General features: G+C 66.6%; 25 protein-coding genes. 7 read left to right on the forward strand and 18 right to left on the reverse strand.

Annotated elements, in window-relative coordinates:
* Positions 1-11: 11 nt before the first annotated feature.
* On the reverse strand, positions 12-293 hold the full coding sequence (locus Q9235_RS07920; protein WP_306226261.1) for a YARHG domain-containing protein: 282 nt from the start codon (positions 291-293) through the stop codon (positions 12-14).
* A 109-nt stretch (positions 294-402) separates the two neighbouring features.
* Between Q9235_RS07920 and Q9235_RS07925 the strand changes: the two genes are divergently transcribed.
* Positions 403-1,092, forward strand: a complete 690-nt coding sequence (locus Q9235_RS07925; protein WP_306226262.1) for a ceramidase domain-containing protein — start codon at positions 403-405, stop codon at positions 1,090-1,092.
* Here Q9235_RS07925 and Q9235_RS07930 read toward each other — a convergent pair.
* From Q9235_RS07930 to Q9235_RS07940, 3 genes are all read right to left on the reverse strand, one after another.
* The gene (locus Q9235_RS07930) at positions 1,064-1,375 is read right to left on the reverse strand and encodes a hypothetical protein (RefSeq protein WP_306226263.1); all 312 of its coding nucleotides are present in this window, start codon (positions 1,373-1,375) and stop codon (positions 1,064-1,066) included. The two genes, Q9235_RS07925 and Q9235_RS07930, sit on opposite strands and share 29 nt — an antisense overlap.
* Positions 1,376-1,447: 72 nt before the next feature.
* On the reverse strand, positions 1,448-2,482 hold the full coding sequence (locus tag Q9235_RS07935; RefSeq protein WP_306226264.1) for an AMP-binding protein: 1,035 nt from the start codon (positions 2,480-2,482) through the stop codon (positions 1,448-1,450).
* Between the two features lie 9 nt (positions 2,483-2,491).
* On the reverse strand, positions 2,492-4,342 hold the full coding sequence (locus tag Q9235_RS07940; protein ID WP_306226265.1) for an extracellular solute-binding protein: 1,851 nt from the start codon (positions 4,340-4,342) through the stop codon (positions 2,492-2,494).
* A gap of 242 nt (positions 4,343-4,584) precedes the next feature.
* Here Q9235_RS07940 and Q9235_RS07945 point away from each other — a divergent pair, with 242 nt between their 5' ends.
* Entirely contained in the window at positions 4,585-5,367 is a 783-nt protein-coding gene (locus Q9235_RS07945; protein ID WP_306226266.1) for an invasion associated locus B family protein, read from the forward strand.
* A 256-nt stretch (positions 5,368-5,623) separates the two neighbouring features.
* Here the strand turns inward: Q9235_RS07945 and hspQ are convergent, their stop codons facing one another.
* Together hspQ and Q9235_RS07955 are read right to left on the reverse strand one after the other, a co-directional pair.
* Positions 5,624-5,953, reverse strand: a complete 330-nt coding sequence (gene hspQ, locus Q9235_RS07950) for a heat shock protein HspQ (protein WP_047578680.1) — start codon at positions 5,951-5,953, stop codon at positions 5,624-5,626.
* A 112-nt stretch (positions 5,954-6,065) separates the two neighbouring features.
* Entirely contained in the window at positions 6,066-7,115 is a 1,050-nt protein-coding gene (locus Q9235_RS07955; protein WP_306226267.1) for an HpcH/HpaI aldolase/citrate lyase family protein, read from the reverse strand.
* Positions 7,116-7,437: 322 nt separating this feature from the next.
* Here Q9235_RS07955 and Q9235_RS07960 point away from each other — a divergent pair, with 322 nt between their 5' ends.
* The 3 genes from Q9235_RS07960 (at position 7,438) to Q9235_RS07970 (ending at position 10,948) form a co-directional block, all read left to right on the forward strand.
* Complete coding sequence (locus Q9235_RS07960) at positions 7,438-8,556, forward strand: acyltransferase family protein (RefSeq protein WP_306226268.1); 1,119 nt, start codon at positions 7,438-7,440, stop codon at positions 8,554-8,556.
* Positions 8,557-8,677: 121 nt separating this feature from the next.
* Positions 8,678-9,649, forward strand: coding sequence for an AEC family transporter (locus Q9235_RS07965; RefSeq protein ID WP_306226269.1), 972 nt, complete (start codon positions 8,678-8,680; stop codon positions 9,647-9,649).
* Positions 9,650-9,829: 180 nt separating this feature from the next.
* A complete protein-coding gene (locus Q9235_RS07970; RefSeq protein ID WP_306226270.1) occupies positions 9,830-10,948 on the forward strand; it encodes a CaiB/BaiF CoA transferase family protein in 1,119 nt (372 codons plus the stop codon).
* 5 nt (positions 10,949-10,953) lie between these two features.
* Here Q9235_RS07970 and Q9235_RS07975 read toward each other — a convergent pair whose 3' ends face one another.
* Positions 10,954-12,129, reverse strand: coding sequence for a UbiH/UbiF family hydroxylase (locus Q9235_RS07975; RefSeq protein ID WP_306226271.1), 1,176 nt, complete (start codon positions 12,127-12,129; stop codon positions 10,954-10,956).
* Positions 12,130-12,262: 133 nt separating this feature from the next.
* Here Q9235_RS07975 and Q9235_RS07980 point away from each other — a divergent pair, with 133 nt between their 5' ends.
* Both Q9235_RS07980 and Q9235_RS07985 read left to right on the forward strand, forming a co-directional pair.
* Positions 12,263-13,237, forward strand: a complete 975-nt coding sequence (locus Q9235_RS07980; RefSeq protein WP_306226272.1) for a quinone oxidoreductase family protein — start codon at positions 12,263-12,265, stop codon at positions 13,235-13,237.
* Positions 13,238-13,377: 140 nt separating this feature from the next.
* Positions 13,378-13,734, forward strand: a complete 357-nt coding sequence (locus tag Q9235_RS07985) for a hypothetical protein (protein WP_306226273.1) — start codon at positions 13,378-13,380, stop codon at positions 13,732-13,734.
* 12 nt (positions 13,735-13,746) lie between these two features.
* Here the strand turns inward: Q9235_RS07985 and rimO are convergent, their stop codons facing one another.
* From rimO to Q9235_RS08040, 11 genes are all read right to left on the reverse strand, one after another.
* A complete protein-coding gene (rimO, locus tag Q9235_RS07990) occupies positions 13,747-15,066 on the reverse strand; it encodes a 30S ribosomal protein S12 methylthiotransferase RimO (RefSeq protein WP_306226274.1) in 1,320 nt (439 codons plus the stop codon).
* A 104-nt stretch (positions 15,067-15,170) separates the two neighbouring features.
* A complete protein-coding gene (locus Q9235_RS07995) occupies positions 15,171-16,031 on the reverse strand; it encodes a sulfurtransferase (RefSeq protein WP_306226275.1) in 861 nt (286 codons plus the stop codon).
* Positions 16,028-16,465: an OsmC family protein gene (locus Q9235_RS08000; protein ID WP_061968013.1), complete on the reverse strand. Its 438-nt coding sequence runs from the start codon at positions 16,463-16,465 to the stop codon at positions 16,028-16,030. Before Q9235_RS08000 ends, Q9235_RS07995 begins: the two co-directional genes overlap by 4 nt.
* A 125-nt stretch (positions 16,466-16,590) precedes the next feature.
* Positions 16,591-17,637, reverse strand: coding sequence for a sulfate/molybdate ABC transporter ATP-binding protein (locus tag Q9235_RS08005; RefSeq protein ID WP_306226276.1), 1,047 nt, complete (start codon positions 17,635-17,637; stop codon positions 16,591-16,593).
* Positions 17,638-17,661: 24 nt separating this feature from the next.
* Entirely contained in the window at positions 17,662-18,552 is an 891-nt protein-coding gene (gene cysW / locus Q9235_RS08010) for a sulfate ABC transporter permease subunit CysW (RefSeq protein WP_306226277.1), read from the reverse strand.
* Entirely contained in the window at positions 18,545-19,441 is an 897-nt protein-coding gene (gene cysT, locus Q9235_RS08015) for a sulfate ABC transporter permease subunit CysT (RefSeq protein WP_306226278.1), read from the reverse strand. The genes cysW and cysT overlap by 8 nt, the downstream gene beginning before the upstream one ends.
* A gap of 10 nt (positions 19,442-19,451) precedes the next feature.
* Positions 19,452-20,492 (reverse strand): sulfate ABC transporter substrate-binding protein, encoded by a 1,041-nt coding sequence (locus Q9235_RS08020; RefSeq protein WP_306226279.1) that lies wholly within the window; start codon positions 20,490-20,492, stop codon positions 19,452-19,454.
* Positions 20,493-20,683: 191 nt separating this feature from the next.
* Positions 20,684-22,141 (reverse strand): siroheme synthase CysG, encoded by a 1,458-nt coding sequence (cysG, locus tag Q9235_RS08025; RefSeq protein WP_306226280.1) that lies wholly within the window; start codon positions 22,139-22,141, stop codon positions 20,684-20,686.
* Entirely contained in the window at positions 22,138-22,377 is a 240-nt protein-coding gene (locus Q9235_RS08030) for a hypothetical protein (RefSeq protein ID WP_306226281.1), read from the reverse strand. The genes cysG and Q9235_RS08030 overlap by 4 nt, the downstream gene beginning before the upstream one ends.
* Positions 22,378-22,379: 2 nt before the next feature.
* Positions 22,380-22,904 carry a DUF934 domain-containing protein gene (locus Q9235_RS08035; RefSeq protein WP_306226282.1) on the reverse strand — a complete coding sequence of 175 codons (525 nt, stop codon included), beginning with the start codon at positions 22,902-22,904 and terminating at the stop codon, positions 22,380-22,382.
* Positions 22,891-24,561: a nitrite/sulfite reductase gene (locus Q9235_RS08040; RefSeq protein WP_306226283.1), complete on the reverse strand. Its 1,671-nt coding sequence runs from the start codon at positions 24,559-24,561 to the stop codon at positions 22,891-22,893. The genes Q9235_RS08035 and Q9235_RS08040 overlap by 14 nt, the downstream gene beginning before the upstream one ends.
* Between the last annotated feature and the right edge of the window lie 3 nt (positions 24,562-24,564).

Here is a 24,564-nt window from a genome sequence, read left to right on the forward strand (position 1 = left end):
GGCAATCGGGATCAGCGCGGGCAGCGCAGGGCGCGCTCCTGCCGCAGGATGTCGGCGATCACCCGGTGGTCATTGGCGGAAAGCGGCAGGTCCTCGACATTGTCGTACTGGCAGCCGGCATTGCCGAAGGCTGCGATCGCGCGCTTCGTCCGGAAGCAATAGCCCTGCGCCTTGTAGATCTCGTTGCGCTGGGTCCAGAGATCGGCGCAAGCCTGCGGGTTGGCGAAAGCAGGCGTCGCCACGCCGCCGGCAAGCAGGACGGCCGCAAGAAGCGGAAGGCAAAGGCTGCGCATCGGGATATCTCCTGCTAGCGAGTCTGAAGCTTTGCGGACCGGGCCAGCGAAGGCAACACCAAGGACATGATGCCGTCGCAACAGGCGGCTTCGCTTAAGCGGAAGGCTGATGGGGAGGGCGATGCAGTTCGGCTATTGCGAAAGACTGGATGGCAGCTTCTGGGCCGAGCCGCTGAATGCGGTGACCAATGCCGCATTTCTCGCGGCGGCCGTGGCTGCGTTCTGGCTGTGGCGCCGCCAAACCGGCAGAGAATTCGTCACGCTCGTCCTGACAGGGCTGGTCTTCGCCATCGGCATTGGCTCGTTCCTGTTCCATACCATCCCGAATCGCTGGACGCTTCTGGCCGATGTCGTGCCGATCCAGCTCTTTGCCTTCGGCTATTTCGCCTTCGCGCTGAAGCGCTTCCTCGGCTTGTCCGGGATGTTCACGGCTATTGGCACGCTGGTCTTCTTCGGCCTCGCGCTGGGGCTGTCTGCGGCCGGGCGCGCGGCCCTGCCCGCTGGAATGGCGGGCTCGGCCGGCTATGCCGCGTTCCTGCTCGGGCTGATCGGCGTCGCGCTCGCGATGTCGCGGATGCCGGCGCTGCGAAGTCAGAGTCGGCTATTGGCGCTTGCCGCAGGCACCTTCGCCATTTCCCTGACGATGCGCAGCGTCGACAACGCGCTCTGCGGCAGCCTGCAGCTCGGCACGCATTGGTTCTGGCATGTGCTCAATGCTCTGGTGCTCTACCTGCTCCTGCGCGCTGCCGCGACCGGCGAGCGCCCGGCCGTCACGGCTTCTTCATCTCCAGGCAGGTAAGCACTTCGACATAGCTCGGTGGCCCACCATAGGTCGCACCTTCGACGCAAGCTGTCCGGGCGCCCGGCTGGAATTGGGCCCAACGTGCGGTCAGCGTGTCACGGGCGCGCTCCTCGTCGCCCTGGCATGCACTCGCCGGACGGCCGATGTCGATGCCTGATTTGCCGACATCGCGACATGACGCGGCGATATCGAAGCGCGGCGGCGAATCCGCGACATGTATGACGGATTGAGAGACGGGAGCGGAGGAGAGAGACAGAAGAACGAGACCGGCGGCAAGCATGGCTGCCACTCCAAGGAAGACGCCCCGTCTCTGAACGCCGGGCGGCTCCGAAGGTTCCGGGTGAGAGCCCCGTCAGACGGCCGCAGGCCCCTGGCGCTTGCTGACGGTGATCTCCGCGGCTGAGTGCGCCTCGATGTCGACGATAGCCACATCCGGCCGGTCGATCGCCGGGAGGCTGCGTGCCTCGCTGGCCCTATGCACGAAGACGAGGCTCGCGAGGGCCGGATTCCCGGCCAGCCGCGAATGCGCCAGGGCCGGCTCCATCGCGCCTGGCATGACCAGATGGACGCTGCGCCCGCCTTCGATGCAGGCCTGGAGATCACCGAGATTGAACAGGCCGAGCGGCAGGAGTTCGAGCCCGCTCAGCATCGCCACGCCCGGCCCGGTGGCCAGCGCGGCGAGATCGCCGCCGACCAGCGTCGTCACGATGCGCGAGGAGATCGTTGGCTTCAGCGCTCGCGAGATATCGAGCGCCTTGCCGAGCAGTTCCCGCTCCGGCAGCGCGATCGGCCCCTGCAGCGACACGCCGTCGGCGATCTGCAACACCGGCCGCTCCGTGAGCTGCGGCAGCGGATGCAGCGTCGGATTGGCCATCAGCGTGTCGAGCGGGGCGACGCCATCCGGCACATCCGGCCCGAAGCCGCCGACGAAGCGCGTCCCGAAGGCCCGCATCGCCAGATTGCGCAGCGTCAGGAGCGGCCGCAATGGCCCGACGCGGCTCACACCGAGCGCCATCACCGCGCCGGACGCCTCGATCAGCCTGAGCAGTTCAAGCTCGTTGCCGTGCAGCGGCAGCATCAGCGGTGACAGGCCCGCGCGCAGGCTGGCCAGAATCGAGACGATCGCCTCCGGCCCGAGCGGCGCCAGGATCGCGACGCTTGCGCCCGGCGTGCCCTTGTTGATGGCGAGCAGACGGGCCAGCCGGTCGATACGCTCGTCGAGGTCGAGGAAATTGACCGAACCCGGCGTGACATCGCTCCAGCCGCGCCGGCCCGGCGGGTCGCGCAAGGCCGCGTCATACCCGCGGTTGCGGGTCAGCGCCGCGAGCAGCGTGTCGAGATCGAGACCGTCGAGCAAGGCTGAGGCTTCGTCCTGTTCTGCCCGCATCGACAGACCCTAGTTGGCCGGCGCTGTCGCCGGGAGGCGTGCCAGCAGTTCGTTGGAGAGGAAATAGGCCGGCTGCCGCCCCGCCAGAACCACGCCGCGCGCCAGCGCGATCCAGGTATCGGGCAGGTAATACAGCGGCACGACGTAGAATCCGGAGATCAGCAAGCGGTCGAGCGCACGCACCGCCGCAACGAAATCCTCGCGCTCGCGGGCGCCGAGCAGGGCCTGCAATACGGCGTCCACGGCCGGAGATTTCACGCCGGCATAGTTCAGCGCGCCGTTGCGGGCGGCATTGGCCGAGCCCCAGCGCCCGATCTGCTCGTTGCCGGGCGAGGCCGAGGCCGGCCAGGTCCACTGGATCATGTCGAAATCGAAGGCGGAGAGCCTCCGCCAGTACTGCACGTCGTCGATCAGGCGCACCGACACGGCAATGCCGAGCCGGGACAGCGACTGGGAATAGTTGAGCGCGAGCCGCTCCTGCGGCCGGCTGGTCACGGTGATCTCGAAGGCGAAGGGCTCGTCCTTGCCGTTGCGGAGCACGCCCTCGCGCAGCATGTAGCCGGCCGACTTGAGCAGATCGAGCGCCCGCCGCGCCTGCTCACGGTCGCGGCCCGAGCCGTCGGTCTCGGATGGTCGCCAACTGCCGGAGAGGATGTCCTCGCGCACGGCGCCTGGAAAACCGGAGAGCAGGGTCTTCTCGCGGGCGTCGGCCGGAGCGCCGAGCGCCGAAAGGTCCGAATCTGAGAAGAAGCTGCCGGCCCGGCGGTAGACGCCGTGGAACAGGTTGCGGTTGACCCATTCGAAATCGAACAGCAGCCCAAGCGCCTCGCGGACCCGGACATCGGCGAAGATCGGCCGTCGCGTGTTGAAGACGAGGCCGGTCATGCCCTTGGGCGTGTTGAAATGCAGGGTTTCCTGCCGGATGCGCCCATCCTGAACGGCTGGCACGTCGTAGCCGGTCATCCAGCGTGTCGGGTCGCCCTCGATGCGGACATCGTAGAGCCCGGCCTTGAACGCTTCGAACAGCGCGTTCGAATCCCGGTAGAAATCGTAGCGGATCTCGTCGGCGTTATAGAGCCCGCGCGTCAGCGGATGGTCATCGGCCCAGAAATCCTTCCGCCGCTTCAGCGTGAGCGATTCGCCCGGACGGACCTCCTCGACGGCATAGGGGCCGGAACCGAGCGCCGGCTTGAAGCTGGTCTCGCCGAAGGTCTCCGCATTGGTCGCATGCTTCGCGAAGATCGGCATCGCCCCGATCACCAGCGGCAATTCGCGGTTGGAGCCGTCGCCGAGCTCGAATTCGACGCGCCGGGGCGAGGGCGCCGCAACCTTGGTGACACGGCCCAGGCTGGAGCGATGGAACGGCTTGCCCTTCGCCTTCAGCATCTCGAAGGTGAAGATCACGTCCTCGGCCGTCACCGGCCTGCCGTCCGAGAATTTTGCACGCTCGTCGATCTCGAAGGCGAGCTGCTTGCGGTCGGCATCGAGCGAGATTCCGGAGGCGAGCAGGCCGTAGGCCGTGAACGGCTCGTCCGCCGAGCGGTAGAGCAGGCTCTGCTGCACGTATTTCGGCACGGCATCGGGCGCGACGCCGAGCACGACGAGGGGATTGAGGCTGTCGAACGTGCCCTGGATGCCCATGACGATGCGTCCGCCCTTGGGCGCCTTGGGGTCGGCATAGGGCAGATGCGGAAAACCGGGCGGCAGCACCGGCTGGCCATGCATCGCGATGGCATGCCGCAGCGGGGCCGAATCAGCCAATGCGGAACGGCCGCGCGCCAGAACGGCGAACGGGGCCAAAGCCAGCAAGAGGTTGACCCTGCGGCGGCTGACCGCCTGGGGCAATCGAAGAAATTCCATCGTACGACCTGATTCCCTGCGCAAGAATAGCATGGGTGCAGCATGGTCACGCAGCTATTCGGGCTGGAATCCTCGCTGCGAACTCGCTAAAGGCGAGGGCAGGGTGTCATTCAAACGCCTCAATCAGCCTTGATGTGCACGGCTTGCGATGGCCTGCGCCCCATGCGATTGGGCCATCAGCGGTGACGCGCGCGGCTTGCGAAGTCGTGATCCCGAATTCGCTTGATAAGGAAAGACAAGGAATGTCCGCTTCGTATCGCCTGTCATCTCGTGCGCTCGGCCTCGTGCTCAGCACGGCCATCGGGTTCGCGCCGGTTGCGGCCTTCGCCCAGGCTCCGGCGCAGCGCCCGGCCCCGGCCCGTCCGGCCGCCCCCGCCCAGCAGCCCGCGGCTCCCGCGCAGCCCGGCGCTGCCGCTGCCACGGGCCCGACCGTCGTGCAGGTCAAGCCCGAGCCCTCGCAGACGAGCTGGACCAAGGTCTGCGGCAAGGACCAGGGTGCCAACAAGGAAATCTGCTACACCACCCGTGACTTCGTCTCGGACCAGGGCCAGCCGGTGCTCGCCGTCGCGGTCTATGACGTCAAGGGTGACGCCAACAAGATCGTGCGCTTCCTGATGCCGCTCGGCCTGCTGCTGCAGCCCGGCATCCGCTTCGCCGTCGACAATGCGCAGCCCACCGGCGGCCGCTATGCGATCTGCTTCCCGAACGGCTGCTTTGCCGAGGCGCAGGTCAAGGACGACTTCATCAATTCGATGAAGAAGGGCACCAACCTGAACGTCAGCGTCCAGAACCAGGGCGCTCGCGAATTGACCTTCACCATCCCGCTGGCCGATTTCGCCAAGGGCTTCGATGGCGCCGCGATCGACCCGAAGGTGCTCGAGGACCAGCAGAAGCAGCTTCAGGACGAGCTCGCCAAGCGCCAGGAAGAGCTGCGCCAGCGCCTCGGTGCCGGCGGTGCTGCCGCTCCGGCCCCCGGCGCCGCGCCGGCCGCTCCTGCCGCTCCTGCGACTCCGCCGAAGCCCTGAGCGGCGCGGCTTTCACCTGATACGAAAAAGGCCGGTCCCTCTCGGGACCGGCCTTTTTAGTTCGTATGTCGATTTCCTGATGAACCACGGCGTCATCCCGGACAAGCTGCGAAGCAGCGCCGATCCGGGATCCATCGTAGAGCGCTGGAGCCTCCGATGGATCCCGGGGCAAGCCCGGGATGACGGCGAGATTTTGAGAGATGTCCGGGCTTTCTGGATCGGCGGCCAGCCGACAGGATACTGAGAACTATAAACCTCAGTTGAGATCGGCGCGGTCGAGCTTGTAGCGGCCCTTGCGGTCGCGCCGGAAGAATTCCTTGGCGCGCGGATGGCGCACGGGCTCGCCGGAATCGTCGTCGACGAGGTTCTGCTCGGAGACATAGGCGACGTACTCCGCCTCCTCGTTCTCGGCGAAGAGGTGGTAGAAGGGCTGGTCCTTTGACGGCCGCATGGCTTCCGGGATCGCCATCCACCACTCCTCGGTATTCGAGAAGACCGGGTCGACGTCGAAGATCACGCCGCGGAACGGGTAGATGCGGTGCTTGACCACCTGCCCGATCCTGAACTTGGCCGAACGCGCTTCCATGACAGATCCATCTTGCGCTGGCTGATACGCCGCCAGCTTACGTTCTTGCCGCCTTGCTCAAGCAATGCGTCGTAAATGCGTCGAAATCAATCGATCGGGATCGGCTGTCCCATCACATTCCGTAGCGCTCGGCGAGATCGGGGTCGCGCGCGGCCACCTGAACGGCGAGGTCGACGATCACCTTAGCCTGTTTCCAGGTGGCGTCGTCCTGCATCTTGCCGTCGATCATCACGGCGCCGGACCCATCTGGCATCGCCTCCAGAATCCGCCTCGCAAAGGCGACCTCCGCCGGGTCGGGGCTGAAGACCCGCTTGGCGATGGCGATCTGCGAAGGATGCAGCGTCCAGGCGCCGGCGCAGCCGAGCAGGAAGGCATTGCGGAACTGCGCCTCGCAGGCGGCTTCGTCACTGAAATCGCCGAACGGGCCGTAGAATGGCTTGATCCCGGCCGAGGCGCACGCATCGACCATCTTGGCGAGCGTATAGTGCCAGAGATCCTGCTGCGCAACGGCACGAACGCCGCCATCGGGGCAGGGGTCCGCGATCACCTTGTATTCGGGGTGGCCGCCGCCGACACGCGTCGTCTTCATGGCGCGCGACGCTGCGAGGTCGGCGGGGCCGAGGCTCATCCCGTGCATGCGTGGCGAAGCGGTGGCGATCGCCTCGACATTCTTCACGCTCTCCGCCGTCTCCAGGATGGCGTGGATCATGATCGGCTTGCGCAGCAGATGGCGCGCCTCGAACTGTGCCAACAACTGGTCGACATAATGGATGTCCCAGGGGCCCTCGACTTTCGGCACCATCACGACGTCGAGCTTGCCGCCGATCTCGCCCATGATCGCGGTGATGTCGTCGAGGAACCACGGCGAATTCAACGCATTGACGCGGGTCCACAGGCCGGTCCTGCCGAAATCGACCGCCTTGCCCATGGTGATGAAGCCGTCGCGCGCTGCCTGCTTGGCCTCGACCGGGATGGCATCCTCAAGATTGCCGAGCACGATATCGACTTGGGGCGCGAGTTCGCCGACCTTGGCGCGGACCTTCTCCAGATGCGGCGGCACGAAATGGATCATCCGTTCGAGCCGCATCGGCAATTCGCGGAAGGGCTCCGGCGCGCCGATCGCGAGCGGGCGGAAGAACTGGCGCGGCGTCCTGGTCGTCATCGGCGGCTCCGTATTGCGTTGCAGCATTGTGAACCAGATCGCAGCGGCCCGTCCATGATGCTTTTGAAGGCGGGCGGGATAATGTACCTAGGTTATTATTCCTCTGCGCTTGTATGGGTTAAAATTCCCAGGAATTCTGTCTCGTCTTGCTTTGGGGCTTTGCGACGAGCCGGATCAATACCGCGAAGGCCGGGAAACACCTGAGATGAGTAACCATCGCCGGCCATTGTCCCGCGGGGATGGTGCTGATCCGCTATAGTGCCGGGAGCTCGACGCCGGAGGAGCCCGGCGCCGCCTCAGTCACGAGCGACACGCGGGTTTCATGACCAAGCCGGAAACCGCCGCCCCCAGCCTGCGGCTCGAAACCCTCGATGCGCTGCGCCTGCTGGCGGCTTTGACCGTGGTGCTCTTCCATTTCGGTTTCCGCGGCCTGACGCTCGGCCTGACCGACGTTTCGCTGCCGGCCTATGAGCCCGTGCTGAAATACGGCTATCTCGGCGTGCAATTGTTCTTCGTGATCAGCGGCTTCGTCATCGCCTATTCGGCCGAGGGCCGCACGCCACTGCAATTCGGCATAGCCCGCTTCGCGCGGATCTATCCGACCTTCGTGCTGTGCATGACGATCACCTTCCTCGTCGTGGTGACCTTCGGCGCTCCGCGCCTGCAAGCGACGCCCGGCCAATGGGCCGCGAACCTCCTGATCAAGCCCGAGCTGATCGGAAAGCCGTCGCTCGACGGCTCCTACTGGTCGATCTTCTACGAGGTCGTCTTCTATGCCTGGGTCTTCGCCTTCATGGCGGCGGGCTGGTTCAAGCGCGCGAACTACCCCGCGATCGTCATCGGCTGGCTGCTGATCTCGGTCATCGACCGCGCCACGATCTCCAGTGGCGTGATGCGCTATCTGCTCCTGACCGACCAGAGCGCCTTCTTCTGCGTTGGGCTCGTGCTCTATGCCGCCTTCCGCGATGGTTACGATCGCAAGACGCTTGTATTGCTCGCTCTCTGCGCGGCGGTGGCGATTGTCCAGTCGCTGCAGCTCGCCCAGTGGAACCGCGAGAATTATCACGTCGCCTATAGCGATCTCGTCGTGGCGGCCTCCTGCATCGCGATCATCGCGACCGTTGCCGCCGCCATCCGCTTTCCGCGCCTGCCCTTGCCCTCTGGGCTGATGCTGGCGATCGGCGGCCTGACCTATCCGCTCTACCTGCTCCACCAGCATATCGGCTACGTCGCCTTCAATCATGCCGGACAGGCGTTGCAGCCGCTGGCGCTGGTCATCCTCGTGACGCTGGGGCTGATCGCCCTCTCCTGGCTGATCTGGCGCTTCTTCGAGCGCGCGGCGCAGAGCTGGACGAAAGCGGCGCTGACGTCGCTCCTGATCCGCCCGCTCGCCTTGCTGTCAGGGCATGGCGCAAGGCGGAAGGAAGGGATTGCCAACTGATCGCGATCGGGATTTAGGCTCGGGCCGATCGGTTGGATTGTTTCTTGCTACGGAAATCTGGCCGTTCGCGGATCGCATGGCCTCAAAGGGCCGCCCTGACGCCAGGATCGCTCGCTTCCCGATGGCCGACCTTCTCAGCATCTTCAATCTGGTCGCGCCGTTCTTCGGGCTGATCCTGCTCGGCTTCGCCATCGGCCGCTACAAGCAGTTGCCGGAGGAGGGGCTGGCCTGGCTGCAGTTCTTCCTGATCTATGTCGCGCTGCCGCCGCTGTTCTACCGCCTGATCGCCGACAAGCCGCTGAGCGAACTCGCCAACTGGAAGTTCATCGCCGGCACGACCTTCGCCACCTTCTGCGCCTTCAGCCTGTCGCTGGCGATCGGGCTCAAGGCTGCCAAGGGCGACCTGCCGCAGGCGGTGATGCAGGGCGTCGCCGGGGCCTATTCCAATATCGGCTATATGGGTCCGCCCTTGATCCTGGCGGCGCTCGGCCCGGAGGCGAGCGCGCCGGTCGTGCTGATTTTCGTCTTCGACAGCGTGCTGCTGTTCTCGCTCGTCCCGCTGCTGATGGCGGTCGCCGGCGTCGAGAAGAAGAGCCTGCTGGCGACCGCCGGCGAGGTGGCCTGGCGGGTCGTCACCCATCCGTTCAACGTCGCGACGCTGGCGGGCGTGCTGGCGAGCTATCTCAAGTTCGAATTGCCCGTGGCGCTCGATCGGATGGTTTTGTGGCTGTCGCAGGCGGCCGCTCCCTGCGCACTCTTCCTGCTCGGCGTCACCGTAGCGCTGAGGCCGATGAAGACGATGCCCGCTGGTGTGCCGGCGCTGGTCTTCATCAAGCTCCTGCTGCATCCGCTCCTGGTCTGGGTGCTGCTCTCGGCGCTCGGCGGCATCCCGACCAACTGGATCTATGCCGCGATCATCATGGCGGCACTGCCGCCGGCCCTGAACATCTTCGTCATCTCGACGCAGTACAAGGTCGGCGTCGAGCGCGCCTCAGCCTGCATCCTCGTCGGGACCATCGTCTCGATGGTCACGCTGTCGGGCTTCCTGTGGCTGGTGAAGACGGGCAGGATAGCGGCCGATCTGTTTCACTGAGAGCCTGTTTGGAAAAGCAAGCCCTCATCCTGAGGAGGCCCGAAGGGCCGTCTCGAAGGATGCTCCAGACGATTCCGGAGCCTCCTGGATCATCCTTCGAGACGCCATGTCTCGCGACATGGCTCCTCAGGATGAGGGCTGAGGAACTTTCCAAACACGCCCCGCGCAATAAGGTGCCGGATGCTGCCGCTGGACGACCTGCTGGTCCTCGATTTCTCGACGCTCCTGCCCGGGCCGCTGGCGAGCCTCTTTCTGTCGGAGGCCGGCGCGCGCGTCATCAAGATCGAGCGGCCGGGCGGCGAGGACATGCGCGGCTTCCCGCCACGCTTCGGCGAGACGGCGGCGCCCTTCGCGGTGCTCAACCGGGGTAAGGATTCGGTCGAGCTCGACTTGAAAGCGCCGGACGCGCTGGCCCGCCTGACCCCGCTGATTGCGAAGGCCGATATCCTGATCGAGCAGTTCCGGCCGGGCGTGATGGAACGGCTCGGCTTCGGCCATGAGGCGCTGAAAGCGCTCAATCCGCGCTTGATCTATTGCTCGATCAGCGGCTATGGCCAGCACGGCCCGCGCGCGCAGGAGGCCGGGCACGACATCAATTACCAGGCGCTCGGCGGCCTGCTCGGCCAGTCCCTGAAGCGCGGCGAGGCGCCGCCTCTGCCGCCGCCGCTCGTCGCCGATATCGCCGGCGGCACGATGCCGGCCGTGCTCAACATCCTGCTGGCCTTGCGACAGCGCGATCGGACCGGGCAGGGCTGCCATCTCGACATCGCCATGGCCGATGCGATGCCGACCTTCGCCTGGTACGGGTTGGCGCAGGGGCAGGTGACCGGCTCCTTTCCCGATGGCGGCGAAGGCCTCCTGACGGGGCTGAGCCCGCGCTACGGGCTCTATGCCACCGCCGATGGCTGGTTCCTCGCGGTTGGCGCGATCGAACCCAAGTTCTGGGAGAGTTTCTGCGAGGGCATCGGCCTTGACGAGCGGCTGCGCGACGACCGTCGCGACCCGGAAGCGACACGAGCGGGGATTGCCGCGATCATCGCCAGCGAGAGCGCCGCCTATTGGCGCGCGCTGGTCGAACCGCTGGATTGCTGCTGCACGGTGGTGCGAACGCTGGAGGAGGCGGTCTCCGATCCGCAGATGTCGGCACGCGGCCTGCTCGATGCGCAGGTCGAGGAACCTGGGGGTCGACGCCTCGTCTCGACGCCTCTGCCGCTGGCGCCGGTGTTTCGTGAGCAGGCGGCTGGCTTGCGAAAGGTCGTGGCGAGCGGGGCGGATACCCGCAAGGTGCTAGGCGAGTAACTCGCTCAGGCGCGAGCGCCGCCGGCCAGACCCTGCCGCATCACCAGCCGCCGCAGCGGCCCGATCCGCGACAGCGCGAGCAGCCCGGCACCACGCATCAGATCGGCCGGCAGCAGATCGGTCAGCAGCGTGCGGTTGAGCATGTCGACCGCGCCCGTGCGCAGGCGGACATCGGCCTGCCGCGCCCGGTCGTAATCGGCGATGACGCTTGGCACGCCGGGATCCGCGGCGCCCGCAAGCGCCTCGCTAAGCGCCGCGACATCGCGCAGGCCGAGATTGAGCCCTTGCGCGCCGATCGGCGGGAAGACATGCGCAGCCTCGCCGATCAGCGCCATTCGGCCGGCACCGAAGCGCTCGACCGAGAGCCCGCCCATCGGCACCTTGCCGCGCGGCCCCGAGACGGTCATCGCGCCGAGCAGCGACTGCACCTGCCGCTCGACGCGCAGGGCGAAGGCGGCGTCGTCGAGCGCGGTCAGCGCCGGCGCCTCCTCCGGATCGACGAGCCAGACCAGCGAGGAGCGCCGGCCGGGCAGGGGCACGATCGTGCAGGGGCCTTGGCGCGTATGGAACTCGGTCGAGGTTTCCTGATGGTCGCGGCGGTGCTCGAAGATCGCAGTGAGCGCGACCTGCGGATAGCGCCAGTCGCGGCTTTCGATGCCCGCCGCCGCACGCACCTGCGAATTGCGTCCATCCGCGCCGACGACGAGGCGGGCCTTCAGCGGTGCAAAACCCTCGCCGGAAAGGCGCACGCCGTCCGCCTCCGGCTCGATGGCCCGGACGAATCCGGGTATCATGCGCAGGCCGGACAATGCACCCGCTTTCTCGGCCAGAATCCCGGTCAGGTCGGCATTCTCGATATTCCAGCCGAAGGCCTCCAGCCCGATCTCGGAGGCCCGGAACTCGACGGGCGGCTGGCGGAACAGGCTGCCGCTGTCATCGACGAGGCGCATCACCTCGAGCGGCGCAGCCTTCTCCAGCAAGGCATCCTGCACGCCGAGTTCGGCCAGCATCCGCCAGGATCCATCGAGCAGGGCGACGGTGCGCCCGTCGCGCGGCGTCGCGACGGGGCCGAGCAGGGCGACGCTGCGCCCCTCGCGGCTCAGCGCCAACGCGGCCGCGAGGCCGACGGCGCCGGCGCCCACGATGGCGATATCGACCTGATCGGCAGTCTGCGTGCTCATCGCTCTTGGCTAGCCGATGCATCGCGTCTTGGCCACGGGCCGCAAAGTCGCAAGGTGCGTTCTGCGTCGGGCACGGATGCCTTTCCCGCCCGATGAACTATGGTCGGGCATCCATCCGTAGGAGATGCCTTTCATGGTCAAAGCCATTCGCGCCCACAAGACCGGCGGCCCCGAGGTCTTGCAGTTCGAGGACGTCACCCTGCCGCAGCCCGGCCCCGGCGAAATCCTGATCCGCAACCGGGCGATCGGCCTGAATTTCATCGACACCTATTTTCGCTCGGGCCTCTACCCGGCGCCGCAGATGCCCTTCACGCTTGGCAACGAGAGCGCCGGCGACGTGCTCGCCGTCGGTCCCAACGTCACCGAATTCAAGCCGGGCGACCGCGTCGCTGTGGTCGCGGGACTCGGCGCCTATGCCGAGGAGCGCATCGTGCCGGCGGCGTCGGTCGTGGCGCTGCCCGAGGCCATTTCCTACGAGGCCGCCGCCAGCATGCTGCTCAAGGGGCTGACGGCCGAATACCTGCTGCACCGGACCTACAAGGTGAAGCCGGGCGACACGATCCTCGTCCATGCCGCGGCCGGCGCCACCGGCCTCATCCTCTGCCAATGGGGCAAGGCTTTGGGCGCGACCGTGATCGGCACCGTCGGCTCGAAGGAGAAGGCCGAGCTGGCGAAGGCGCATGGCGCCGACCATGTCATCAATTACCGCGAGGAGGATTTCGCGGCGCGGGTGAAGGAGATCACCGGCGGCGCGCTTTGCGACGTGGTCTATGACGGCGTCGGCAAGGACACCTTCATGAAGTCGCTGGACACGCTGAAGCCCTTCGGCCTGCTGGCGAGCTTCGGCAATGCCTCGGGCGCGGTCGAAGCCTTCAATCTCGGCATTCTCGCGGCCAAGGGCTCGCTCTATGTCACGCGCCCGACGCTGAACACCCACACGGCCAAGCGCGAGACCATGATCGCGATGGCGAAGAACCTGTTCGGAGCCGTGGCCAGCGGCAAGGTCAAGGTGCCGGTCAACGCGACCTTCCCGTTGAAGGATGCAGCCGACGCGCACCGTCTGCTGGAATCGCGCGGCACCACGGGCTCGACCGTCCTGATCCCCTGATCCAGCTTGGAAACGATGCGAATCCTGCAGTGCGCCCGGGCAACCGGGCGCATTTTTTTCGTGAGCCATGAACCCGCAGGGCAGGCGCCGCGACGAATCGGTATCAGCACGCGGTGCTGACAACCCTTCAAGGTGACGTCATGGCCAGCAGGTTTCAGATCGTCGGTTTTCTCTTCGCGACACTTACCATCTCAGGCGTCGCTCTGGCTCAGCAGGGCGGAGGCAACGGCGGTGGCGGGGGCAGCGACAGCTCCGGTGGGCAGAACGACAACTCCATCTTCGCCATCCGCCAGCAGGATCACGAGCGCTTGCGGGTTCCTGGTGCAGTGAAGACGCGGGCTGCTGGAGCCAACTGCCTCACCTACGCCTGCAACGAACCGCCTCGCCGGGAGCCGCCCCCGCCGGTCGTGACCGCCGAAAACTGCGGCGACAGTTTCCAGAGCGTACGCGACCGCAACGGCCGCATCATCCGCCGGATCTGCGAGTTCAGGAACTGACGGGCGTCTCGCTCAGACCGCGATGCCGTGAAGATCGTAGGCGTCGGCGCGCTCGATCTTCACGGTGACGATATCGCCGGCCCGCAAGGGGCGGCGGCTCGCCACATAGACATTGCCGTCGATCTCCGGCGCATCCCATTTCGAGCGGCCTTTGGCGACGGTCGGCCCAGCCTCGTCGATGATGACCTGGATGCGCTTGCCGACGCGGCGCTTGACGAGGCGGGTCGAAATCTCGGCCTGCGCCTTCATGAAGCGGTGCCAGCGGGCCTCCTTGACCTCTTCGGGGATGAGGTCGAGCCCGAGATCATTGGCGGTCGCGCCCTTGACCGGCTCGTATTTGAAGGCGCCGACGCGCTCCAGCTTCGCTTCCTTCAACCAGTCGACGAGGATGTCCATGTCCTCCTCGGTCTCGCCGGGGAAGCCGACGATGAAGGTCGAGCGGATGGCGAGGTCCGGGCAGATATCGCGCCATTTCCGGATGCGGTCGAGCGTCCGGTCCTGGTGGGCCGGGCGCTTCATCGCTTTCAGGACGTTCGGCGAGGCGTGCTGGAACGGGATGTCGAGATAGGGCAGCACCAGCCCTTCCTGCATCAGCGGGATCACCTCGTCGACATGCGGATAGGGGTAGACATAGTGCAGGCGCACCCACATCCCCATCTGGCCGAGCTCGCGGGCGAGTTCGAAGAACCGGGTGCGGATCTCGCGATCCTTGAACATCGAGGGCGCGTACTTGATGTCGAGCCCATAGGCGCTGGTGTCCTGCGAGATCACCAGCAGCTCCTTGACGCCGGCCTTGGCCAGCTTCTCGGCCTCGCGCAGCACGTCGCCGATCGGCCGCGAGACCAGGTCGCCGCGCAGCTTCGGGATGATGCAGAAGGTGCAGCGATTGTTGCAGCCCTCTGAAATCTTGAGATAGGCGTAGTGCCGCGGCGTCAGCTTCACGCCCTGATCGGGCACGAGATCGACGAACGGGTCGTGCTTCGGCGGCACCGCCTGATGCACGGCCGAGACGACGCTCTCGTAGGCCTGCGGGCCGGTGATCGCGAGCACGTTCGGGAAGACGTCGCGGATCTGCTCGGGCTCGGCGCCCATGCAGCCGGTAACGATGACCTTGCCGTTCTCGGCCATGGCCGAGCCGATCGCCTCCAGCGACTCCGCCTTGGCGCTGTCGAGGAAGCCGCAGGTATTGACGATGACGAGGTCGGCCCCGGCATGGCTCTTCGAGAGCTCGTAGCCCTCGGAGCGCAGCGAGGTGATGATCCGCTCGGAATCGACCAGTGCCTTGGGGCAGCCCAGCGAGACGAAGGAGATTTTCGGCGCGACGGCGTTCATCGGCTGATGGCTCGGTTCAGAATGTCAGGAAGCGCCGCGCGTCACGGCACGCGATCGGCGCTTCCTTTGAACCTTTTCAACCTGATTTGCAATCGAAAGCGCGATCAGGCCGCCTTGCCGGTCGCGACCGGACGGTCCGGGTCCTGCGTCCAGTCGGTCATCGAGCCATCGTAGAGCGCGACCTCGTCACGACCCAGAACCTCGGACAGCACGAACCAGTTCGCCGCGGCGGAATGGCCGGTATTGCAGTAGGAGATCACCGGCCCCTGCGGCACCGCAGAGAAGAGTTGCTGCAATTCTCCCTGCGCCTTGAGCTTGCCGCCGTCAAAGGCGCCGGCATAGTCGCGCTGGATCGCGCCGGGGATATGCCCGGCTCGCGCGGCCTCGGCCGATTTCTCGCGACCCTCGAAATAGCTCGGGCCGCGGGCATCGACGAGATTCGCCTGCTTGCTTCTGGAGGCGACGAGCGTGGAATCCGCCGTGCTGCGCAGGCTCTGCTTTGCGACGACGGGATAGGCTGCCGTGCTTTTCGGAGCGGAGGCGCCGGTCGCGACCGGACGCTTCGCATCGGCCGTCCAGGCCTTGAAGCCGCCATCGAGGATCGCCTGCTGGCCATGGCCTATGAATTTCAGCGTCCAGTAGACACGCGCCGCCGCGGCGAAATCCGTGGCTGCGGTGCCAGCGGGCACGATGACCACGTCGTCATGCGGCTTGATCCCGAGCTTGCCCGCGAGCGCCGCGAGATCGCCCAGCGGCGGCAGCATGCCCGGCGCATTGCCGATCTTGGCGCGCCAGCCATCGACGGCATAGTCGGAATGAACGGCACCGGGAATATGCCCGGCCTCGAACGCCTCCCGCGAACCATCGGCGGCGGTGCGAATATCGATGATGACGAGGTTCTCGTCGCCGAGACGCGCGGCCAGCGCGTCGGGCGTAATCAGCCCTGCGAATTCAGCCCTGCTCATTCAGCGGCCTCCTTGTGCAATTCGTCGATCACTTCGAGGCTGTAGCTCATCTCGGCGGTCGCCCCGAGCATGATCGAAGCCGAACAGTATTTTTCCTTCGACAATGTGACGGCCCGCTCAGCCTTGGCCTGCGACAGGCCCTTGCCGGTGATCCGATAGGCGAGGTGGATCTTGGTGAAGACCTTGGGATCGGTCGTGGCGCGCTCGGCCTCGACATCGACCTCGCAGCCGGTGATGTTCTCGCGGCCCTTCTTGATCATCCCGACGACATCGAAGGCCGTGCAGCCGGCGAGCCCGATCAGCAGCATTTCCATCGGCCGGATGCCGAGATTGCGCCCGCCATATTCCGGCGCGCCGTCCATGATCATGGCGTGCCCGCTGCCGGACTCGCCCATGAAGGCCATGCCATCAACCCATTTCGCGCGTGCTTTCATCGCGATCTCCTGTCCAGACCGAGAGCCGGGGCCGAGATGGCTGCCGGATTCGCCTGGGAGGCTATGGCATCGGGCCGAAAAGGGGAATCCGGTTTTCGCGGTCGCCCGATGCGCGAAATGGAGGATCAGGCGGCAGCGAACAGGTTGCCATGGGCGATGCGCAGCCTGATCCGCTCGCCGATCGCCGGGGCGACCTGGCTGGCGAGATCGACCTCGAGCCGCTTCTTCAGCCCCTCGACCGCGACCTCTGCCCGGCGGATCGGGCCGTTGCGGCGCAGGTGCTCGACTGTGCCGGGCAGGCCCAGCGGCGTCTCGTCGACGATGCGCAGATGCTGCGGCCGGACATAGAGCGAGGCCGGGCCGCCCTGGTTCTGCGACAATCCGCCCAGCACTGGCCGGTCGCCGAAGAAGGCCTGGCTGCCGACGACCTTGACCGGCAGCTTGTTCACCTCGCCCAGGAATTCGCAGATGAAGGGCGTCGCCGGATGGTCGTAGACATCGTCGGCCGAGCCGACCTGCTCGATGCGGCCTTCGTTGAGGATGGCGACCCTGTCGGCCAGCTCCAGCGCCTCTTCCTGGTCATGCGTGACGAAGACGGTGGTGTGGCCGGTCCGTCCGTGCAGTTCGCGCAGCCACGCCCGCAGGTCCTTGCGGACCTTGGCGTCGAGCGCGCCGAAGGGCTCGTCGAGCAGCAGCACGCGCGGCTCGATGGCAAGCGCGCGGGCGAGCGCGACGCGCTGGCGCTGGCCGCCGGAGAGCTGGCTCGGATAGCGCTTCTCCAGCCCCGGCAACTGAACGAGCTCCAGCAAGTCGCTGACACGCTTGCGGATTTCGTCCTGGCTCGGACGCTCGTGGCGCGGCCGGGATTTGAGCCCGAAGCCGATATTCTCGGCGACGTTCATGGTCTTGAACAGCGCGTATTGCTGGAAGACGAAGCCGATGCGCCGGTCGCGCAACGAGAGGTTGCGCGTATCGGTCTCGCCGAACAGCACACGGCCGCGATCGGCCTCTTCCAGCCCGGCGATCAGGCGCAGCAGCGTGGTCTTGCCCGAGCCCGACGGTCCGAGCAGGGCGACGAGTTCGCCCGGCTGGATATCGAGCGAGACGCCGCGCAGCGCCGGGAAGTTGTCGAAGCGCTTTTCGATGGTCTCGATGGTGACGGCGACCGACATGGCGAGCAATCCTTCGTCTGTGGGTCAGTGACGGCGGCTGGCGGCGATCACATCGCCGTAGTGCCATTCGAGCAGGGTCTTGAGCACGAGGGTAACCAGCGCCAGCCCCGCCAGCAGCGAGGCCACCGCGAAGGCGGCCGCACCCATGTACTCGTTGTAGAGAATCTCGATATGCAGCGGCATGGTGTTGGTCAGGCCGCGGATCTTGCCCGAGACCACGGCGACCGCGCCGAACTCGCCCATCGCGCGGGCGTTGCAGAGCAGCACGCCGTAGAACAGGCTCCATTTCACGTTCGGCAGCGTCACGCAGAAGAAGACGCGCCAGGGCGAGGCGCCGAGCGTCAGCGCCGCTTCCTCGTCGGATGATCCCAGCGACTGCATATGCGGGATCAGTTCGCGCGCCACGAAGGGGAAGGTGACGAAGACCGTGGCGAGGATCAGGCCGGGCAGGGCGAAGACGATCTTCAGGTCGTTGGCCTGCAGCCATGGCCCGAAATAGCCCTGCGCGCCGAAGAGCAGCACGAAGACGAGGCCCGAGATCACCGGCGAGACCGAGAAGGGCAGGTCGATCAGGCTGATCAGCAGGTTCTTGCCGCGGAATTCGAACTTGGCGACCGCCCAGGCCGCGGCGATGCCGACGACGACGTTGAAAGGCACCGCGATCGCCGCAACCAGCAGAGTCAAGCGGATCGCCGCCAGCGCATCGGGCTCGGTGATCGCGGCGCGATAGGCCTCCCAGCCCTTGGCGGCGGCCTCGACGAAGACGGTGACGAGCGGCAGCAGCAGGAAGAGCAGCAGGAAGGCGAGCGAGACTGCGATCAGCACGAATTGAACGACGGGGCTCTCGCCGCGCGTCCGTCCGGGGCTGCGTGTCGGCGCGGTTGCGACAGCGGAAGTCAGGATCGCGTCAGACATCGCCGAACCTCCGGCGGGCGCGGGCCTGGATGAGGTTGCCGGCGAGGATCAGGGCAAAGGAGATCAACAGCATCATCGTCGCGACCACGGCAGCGCCGGCATAGTCGAACTGCTCGAGTCGAATCACGATCAGCAGCGGGGCGATCTCGGAGATCATCGGCACATTGCCGGCGATGAAGATCACCGAGCCGTATTCGCCGACGGCCCTTGCGAAGGCGAGCACGAAGCCGGTCATCAGCGCCGGCAGGACCGGCGGCAGGATCACCCGGAAGATCGTCCGCAGGCGGCTGGCGCCGAGCAGCGCTGCGGCTTCCTCGACATCGCTCTGCAACTCTTCGAGCACAGGCTGGACGGTGCGCACCACGAAGGGCAGGCCGATGAAGATCAGCGCCACCATCACGCCGAGCGGGGTATAGGCGACCTTGCCGTCGAAGCCGAAGGAGAGACCGGTGAAGGGGATGGTCAGCTTGAATGCGAGCGGCGCCAGCAGGGAGCCGACCCAGCCGTTCGGCGCATAGATCGCCGCGAGCGAGATGCCGGCGACCGCCGTCGGCAAGGCGAAAGGCAGGTCGACGGCGGCATCGATCAGGCGTCGACCGGGAAACTCGTAGCGCACCAGCACCCAGGCCAGGATCAGGCCGAACACGGCGTTGACCAGTGCAGCGAACAAGGCGGCGGTGAAGGAGAGCTTCAGCGCGGCCAAGGTGCGCGGCGAGGTCGCCACCGCCCAGATATCGGCGGGGCCGGCACTGGCTGCCTTCAGGAAGAGAGCCGCCAGCGGGATCAGCACGATCAGCGACAACGCCGTCACGGTGATGCCAAGCGACAGCCCGAAGCCGGGCAGGATGCTCGGCTCGCGCCAGCGGAAGGTCGTCGTCGCCGCCGTCATGGACAGGCCCTCAGCGTGCCGGCTTGTAGAGCTGGTCGAAGGTGCCGCCATCGCCGAAATGGGTCGGCTGCGCCTTCTTCCAGCCGCCGAAGACGTCGTCGATCGTCACCAGTTCGACCTTCGGGAAATTGGCGATGTCCTTGGCTTCGGCCGCTTCCGGATTGCGCGGGCGGTAGAAGTTTCTGGCGATGATCGCCTGTCCCTTCGGCGTGTAGAGGAACTCGAGATAGGCTTGCGCCTGCTCGCGGGTCTTCTTGGCATCGACATTGCCATCGACCAGCGCGACCGGCGGCTCGGCCAGGATCGACAGGCTCGGCACGACGATGTCGAACTTGTCGGCGCCGAACTCCTTCAGCGCGAGGAAGGCCTCGTTCTCCCAGGACAGGAAGACGTCGCCGATGCCGCGCTGGGTGAAGGTCGTGGTCGCGCCGCGTGCGCCGGTGTCGAGCACCGGGACATTGGCGAGCAGCTTGCCGATATAGTCGCGGACCTTCGCCTCGTCCTTGTTGAAGGCCTTCTCGGCATAGGCCCAGGCGGCGAGATAGTTCCAGCGCGCCCCGCCCGAGGTCTTCGGGTTCGGCGTGATGATCTGGACGCCCGGTTTCACGAGGTCGCCCCAGTCCTTGATCGCCTTGGGATTGCCCTTGCGGACGAGGAAGACGATCGTCGAGGTATAGGGCGAGGAATTGTGCGGCAGGCGCTTCTGCCAGTCGAGCGGCAGCTTCTTCGAGCGCTCGGCCACCGCGTCGATGTCGCCGGCCAGCGCCAGCGTCACGACATCGGCATTGAGCCCGTCGATTACGGTGCGGGCCTGCGCGCCGGAGCCGCCATGCGACTGGCGGATCGTCGAAATCTTCTTGTCCGGATTCTTCGCGTTCCACTCGGCGATGAAGGCCGCGTTGATCTCGCGGTAGAGCTCGCGCGTGGGGTCGTAGGAGACGTTGAGGAGCTCGGTCTGGGCGCGGGCCCCGGCGACGACGCCGAAGCAGAGGCTGAAGGCTCCCAGAACCAGTCCGGCCCGAAGGAGGCGGCTGTAAACGGGTCGCATCATGTCAGGGCTCCGTTGGTTCACGGCAAGGCTTGGTGAGGCCTCGATCCGTTCTGAATAACAAACGAAACGTACTGAATTATCGGCTTTGCCTCAATGACCTGGCGCAATGCGCGCCTTCCAAATTGGGGCACCGGAGGAGAAAACGCATCTCCGGTGATCGCGTTCCACCCGGCGACGAAGCCGGGTCGTGCTCAGGCCCGGCGGCGGTCTTCCGCCGGATTCGCGGCGGACAGGGCCGGGCCGAAGGCATGGCCAAGCAGCACCAGAACCGGGCCGCTCGTCGGCAATTCGCCGAGCCGTTCCGGCAGATCGGCGATGGTCGCGGCGACGCGCTGCTCGTCCGGCCGCGTGGCCGCGAGCACGGCGACGGCTGGCGTCTGCGGGTCGAGCCCGGCGGCGATAGCGCGCTCGCGGAAGCCGGGCAGGGTCGCCCGAGCCATGTAGATCACGGTCGAGGCGGCGGGGTCCGCCATGGCGCGCCAGTCGAGATCATCGGGCAATTCGCCCTTGCGCGAATGGCCGGTGACGAATTGCAGGCGCCTTGCATGGTCGCGGTGGGTCAGCGACAGGCCGAGTGAGGCTGCAGCTCCCTGCGCCGCCGAGATGCCCGGCACGATCGCTACGGGCACGCCAACCGCCTGGCAGGCCTCGATCTCCTCGCCGGCGCGGCCGAAGATGCCGGGATCGCCACCCTTTAGCCGCACGACATGCTTGCCCTGGGCAGCCAGCGAGACGATCAGCGCGTTGATATCTCCCTGCTTCACCGAGGGGCCATAGCCGGTCTTGCCGACCAGCATGCGCTTGGCCTCGCGTCGCGCAAGCTCCAGCACACCGGGCGAGACGAGGTCGTCATAGAGGATGATGTCGGCGCTCTGCAGGGCGCGGATCGCCTTCAGCGTCAGCAGTTCAGGGTCGCCGGGGCCGGCACCGACCAGCGTGACGCGGCCCTTGCCGTCATGGGCGGCCTCGATCCGGGAGAGCTTCGCGAAAAGCTCGGCCTCGTCGTCGAGATTCGGCGTGCGCTCCGGCTCGGCCATGGCCTTGCCGGCAAAGAGCTCCCAGAAGCTGCGCCTGAGCGCGAAGGGCAGTTCGCGCGCCTGCACCGCCGGGCGCCAATCGGCCGCGGCCTGTGCCCAGTTCTTCAGCCCGGCCGGCAGCAGCGCCTCGATCTTGGTGCGGATCGCCTGTCCGAAGACGGGCGCGGCGCCATCGGTCGAGACCGCCACGATCAGCGGCGAGCGGTTGACCAGCGCGCCGAAGGCGAAATCGCAATGCTCCGGCTTGTCGACGATGTTGACCGGCACGCCGGCCTGCCGCGCCGCCGCGACGAAGGCCCTCACCGCATCGGCATCGTCGAGATCGGCGACGGCGATTGCGGCATCGGTCAGGTCGTCGGCCTGCCAGGCTCGGCCATGCACATGCACGCGGCCGCCAACCTCGCTCTGCGCCAATCCTGCGAACAGCGCCGCCTCGCCAGCGGCGAAGACATGCAGCTCGGCTCCGGTCGCCGCGAGCAGCTCGGCCTTCCACAGCGCGCCTTCGGTCCCGCCGGCGAGCACGACCTTGCGCCCGTCCAGCTTGTGGAAGAGCGGCAGCGTTGCCAGCGGCTCGATGCGGGCCGCGGTGGATTCGGGCTGTCTGTCGGTCATCGGGTCGTCGCTACGGTCTTCTCGTCTGCCGCGTTTTGCCCGCCGCCGGCCGGCGGCATCAGCAGCCACAGCGCGGCCAGTGCCAGGATGATAAGGCGAAAGCCGAGATCGAACCAGCGTCCGCGTGCCTCGCTCGCTGGCGGAACCTCGAAAGCGGCGTCCGGACCATCTTCATCGATGCCCGCGGAGGGGCGGGAGCGCTCGATGGAACCATGCGTCGCGGTCGAGATCGTCATGCTCACTCCGCTGCGATGAGGGCAGCGGCCCTCGCCGCCCGGCGCTGGTCGAGGACGTTGCGGCCGCTCTCGCCATAGCCGCGCTGATAGGTCGAGCTGAACGAATCCTTTGCGTGAAGCCATTGCGGCAACGGCTGGCGGGCCGCGCTTGCTTCCGGCAGTTCGATCGTGTCGAAGCCGCAGGAGAGCGCATAGGCGAACTGGTCGGCGATCAGCGGTCCGCTGGCGCGGACTTCGCCCGCGAAGCCGGCGCGCCGGATCTGACGGGCAAGGCTGAAACCGCGTCCGTCCGCATAGGCGGGGAAGGTTACGGCGACGAGCGCCAATCGCGGCAGGAAAGGCGCGAATTCCGCGAAGGGCACGCTGTTGGGGATCAGCACGCCGATCACCTGTCCGGGCTCCTGTGCATCGAGCGCCTCGACGAGCACGTCCCAGGGCACGAGCGCAGCAGGGATATTGCCGATTGCCGCGCCCTCGCTGCGGGTCCAGCGATCCTCGCGGCTTCCGTTCCGGTCAAGCAGCGGCACGGGCGGTCTCCTGAAAAGCGGCCTTGAAGGGCGCAAGCCCGATGCGCCGGACATTGTCGATGAAGCTCTCGCCCTCGCTGCGGGCGGCGAGATAGACGGAAACGATCCGCTCGATCGCGTCCGGCACCTCTTCCGCAGCAAGGCCTGGCCCGAGGATCTCGCCGATCGCGGCATTCTCGGTGGCGTCGCCGCCGAGCGTGATCTGGTAGGATTCGATGCCGCGCTTCTCCAGGCCGAGAATGCCGATATGGCCGACATGGTGGTGGCCGCAGGCATTGATGCAGCCGGAGATCTTGATGCCGAGCGGCCCGATCTCGCGCTGGCGCGCTTCATCGGCGAAGCGGCTCTGGATCGCCTGTGCGATCGGGATCGAGCGCGCCGTCGCCAGCGCGCAATAATCGAGGCCGGGGCAGGAGATGATGTCGGTGACGAGCCCGACATTGGCGGTGGCGAGTCCGGCTTCGCCAAGGGCCTGCCAGATCGCGTAGAGGTCGCGCTGGCGCACATGTGGCAGCACGAGGTTCTGCGCATGGGTGACGCGCAACTCGTCGAAGGAGTAGCGCTCGGCCAGATCGGCGACGGCGCGCATCTGCTCGCTGGTCGCGTCACCCGGCGCCTGTCCGGCAGGCTTCAGCGAGATCGTCAGCGCCGTATAGCCCGGCGCCTTGTGCGGGACGGTGTTGACCTCGACCCAGCGGGCGAAGGCCGGGTTCGCCGCTTTCGCGGCTTCCAGCGTGTTGCTGACGGCCGGCAGCACGTCATAGCGCGGCGGCGCGAAATAGGCGGCGATGCGCGCGACCTCTTCCGGATCGGCATTGATCGAGGGGCCGTCGAGCAGGGCGAACTCGGCCTCGACGCGACGCGTGAATTCCTCGGCGCCGATCTCGTGGACGAGGATCTTGACGCGCGCCTTGTACTTGTTGTCGCGCCGGCCCTCGAGATTATAGACCCGCATCACCGCCTCGAGATAGGCGAGCAGGTCCTTCTTCGGCAGGTAGTCGCGCACGACCTTGCCGATCATCGGCGTGCGGCCGAGCCCGCCGCCGACGCTGATCTCGTAGCAGGTCTCATGCGTGTCGGGATGGCGGCGCAGGCGCAGGCCGATATCGTGGGCCTTGATCACGGCGCGGTCGGCCTCGGCACCGGTCACCGCGATCTTGAACTTGCGCGGCAGGTAGCTGAACTCGGGATGGGCCGAGGACCATTGCCGGATCAATTCGGCGGTCGGGCGCGGGTCCTCGATCTCGTCCTGCGCGACGCCGGCGAAATGATCGGCCGTGACGTTGCGGATGCAGTTGCCGGAGGTCTGGATGCAATGCATCTCGACATCGGCGAGCAGGCCGAGGATGGCGGGCACGTCGCGCAGCTTCGGCCAGTTGAATTGCAGGTTCTGGCGCGTGGTGAAATGGCCGTAGCCGCGGTCATAGCGCTCGCCGATCAGCGCGAGCTGGCGTAGTTGCCGCGAATTCAGCGTGCCATAGGGCACGGCGATGCGCAGCATATAGGCGTGGAGCTGGAGATAGACGCCGTTCTTGAGGCGCAGCGGCTTGAACTCGTCCTCAGTCAGCGAGCCGTCGAGACGGCGCGCCACCTGGTCGGTGAACTGTGCCACCCGCTCCCGGACGAAACGCTCGTCGAATTCGTCGTAACGATACATGAA

Origin of the sequence: Bosea beijingensis (assembly GCF_030758975.1) — a bacterium.
Lineage (GTDB): Bacteria > Pseudomonadota > Alphaproteobacteria > Rhizobiales > Beijerinckiaceae > Allobosea > Allobosea beijingensis.

Bases quoted from the DNA above. Each gene is read 5' to 3' on its own strand.
- Q9235_RS07920 (WP_306226261.1), bottom strand. From the start codon at position 293: ATGCGCAGCCTTTGCCTTCCGCTTCTTGCGGCCGTCCTGCTTGCCGGC.
- Q9235_RS07925 (WP_306226262.1), top strand. From the start codon at position 403: ATGGGGAGGGCGATGCAGTTCGGCTATTGCGAAAGACTGGATGGCAGC.
- Q9235_RS07930 (WP_306226263.1), bottom strand. From the start codon at position 1,375: ATGCTTGCCGCCGGTCTCGTTCTTCTGTCTCTCTCCTCCGCTCCCGTC.
- Q9235_RS07935 (WP_306226264.1), bottom strand. From the start codon at position 2,482: ATGCGGGCAGAACAGGACGAAGCCTCAGCCTTGCTCGACGGTCTCGAT.
- Q9235_RS07940 (WP_306226265.1), bottom strand. From the start codon at position 4,342: ATGGAATTTCTTCGATTGCCCCAGGCGGTCAGCCGCCGCAGGGTCAAC.
- Q9235_RS07945 (WP_306226266.1), top strand. From the start codon at position 4,585: ATGTCCGCTTCGTATCGCCTGTCATCTCGTGCGCTCGGCCTCGTGCTC.
- hspQ (WP_047578680.1), bottom strand. From the start codon at position 5,953: ATGGAAGCGCGTTCGGCCAAGTTCAGGATCGGGCAGGTGGTCAAGCAC.
- Q9235_RS07955 (WP_306226267.1), bottom strand. From the start codon at position 7,115: ATGACGACCAGGACGCCGCGCCAGTTCTTCCGCCCGCTCGCGATCGGC.
- Q9235_RS07960 (WP_306226268.1), top strand. From the start codon at position 7,438: ATGACCAAGCCGGAAACCGCCGCCCCCAGCCTGCGGCTCGAAACCCTC.
- Q9235_RS07965 (WP_306226269.1), top strand. From the start codon at position 8,678: ATGGCCGACCTTCTCAGCATCTTCAATCTGGTCGCGCCGTTCTTCGGG.
- Q9235_RS07970 (WP_306226270.1), top strand. From the start codon at position 9,830: ATGCTGCCGCTGGACGACCTGCTGGTCCTCGATTTCTCGACGCTCCTG.
- Q9235_RS07975 (WP_306226271.1), bottom strand. From the start codon at position 12,129: ATGAGCACGCAGACTGCCGATCAGGTCGATATCGCCATCGTGGGCGCC.
- Q9235_RS07980 (WP_306226272.1), top strand. From the start codon at position 12,263: ATGGTCAAAGCCATTCGCGCCCACAAGACCGGCGGCCCCGAGGTCTTG.
- Q9235_RS07985 (WP_306226273.1), top strand. From the start codon at position 13,378: ATGGCCAGCAGGTTTCAGATCGTCGGTTTTCTCTTCGCGACACTTACC.
- rimO (WP_306226274.1), bottom strand. From the start codon at position 15,066: ATGAACGCCGTCGCGCCGAAAATCTCCTTCGTCTCGCTGGGCTGCCCC.
- Q9235_RS07995 (WP_306226275.1), bottom strand. From the start codon at position 16,031: ATGAGCAGGGCTGAATTCGCAGGGCTGATTACGCCCGACGCGCTGGCC.
- Q9235_RS08000 (WP_061968013.1), bottom strand. From the start codon at position 16,465: ATGAAAGCACGCGCGAAATGGGTTGATGGCATGGCCTTCATGGGCGAG.
- Q9235_RS08005 (WP_306226276.1), bottom strand. From the start codon at position 17,637: ATGTCGGTCGCCGTCACCATCGAGACCATCGAAAAGCGCTTCGACAAC.
- cysW (WP_306226277.1), bottom strand. From the start codon at position 18,552: ATGTCTGACGCGATCCTGACTTCCGCTGTCGCAACCGCGCCGACACGC.
- cysT (WP_306226278.1), bottom strand. From the start codon at position 19,441: ATGACGGCGGCGACGACGACCTTCCGCTGGCGCGAGCCGAGCATCCTG.
- Q9235_RS08020 (WP_306226279.1), bottom strand. From the start codon at position 20,492: ATGATGCGACCCGTTTACAGCCGCCTCCTTCGGGCCGGACTGGTTCTG.
- cysG (WP_306226280.1), bottom strand. From the start codon at position 22,141: ATGACCGACAGACAGCCCGAATCCACCGCGGCCCGCATCGAGCCGCTG.
- Q9235_RS08030 (WP_306226281.1), bottom strand. From the start codon at position 22,377: ATGACGATCTCGACCGCGACGCATGGTTCCATCGAGCGCTCCCGCCCC.
- Q9235_RS08040 (WP_306226283.1), bottom strand. From the start codon at position 24,561: ATGTATCGTTACGACGAATTCGACGAGCGTTTCGTCCGGGAGCGGGTG.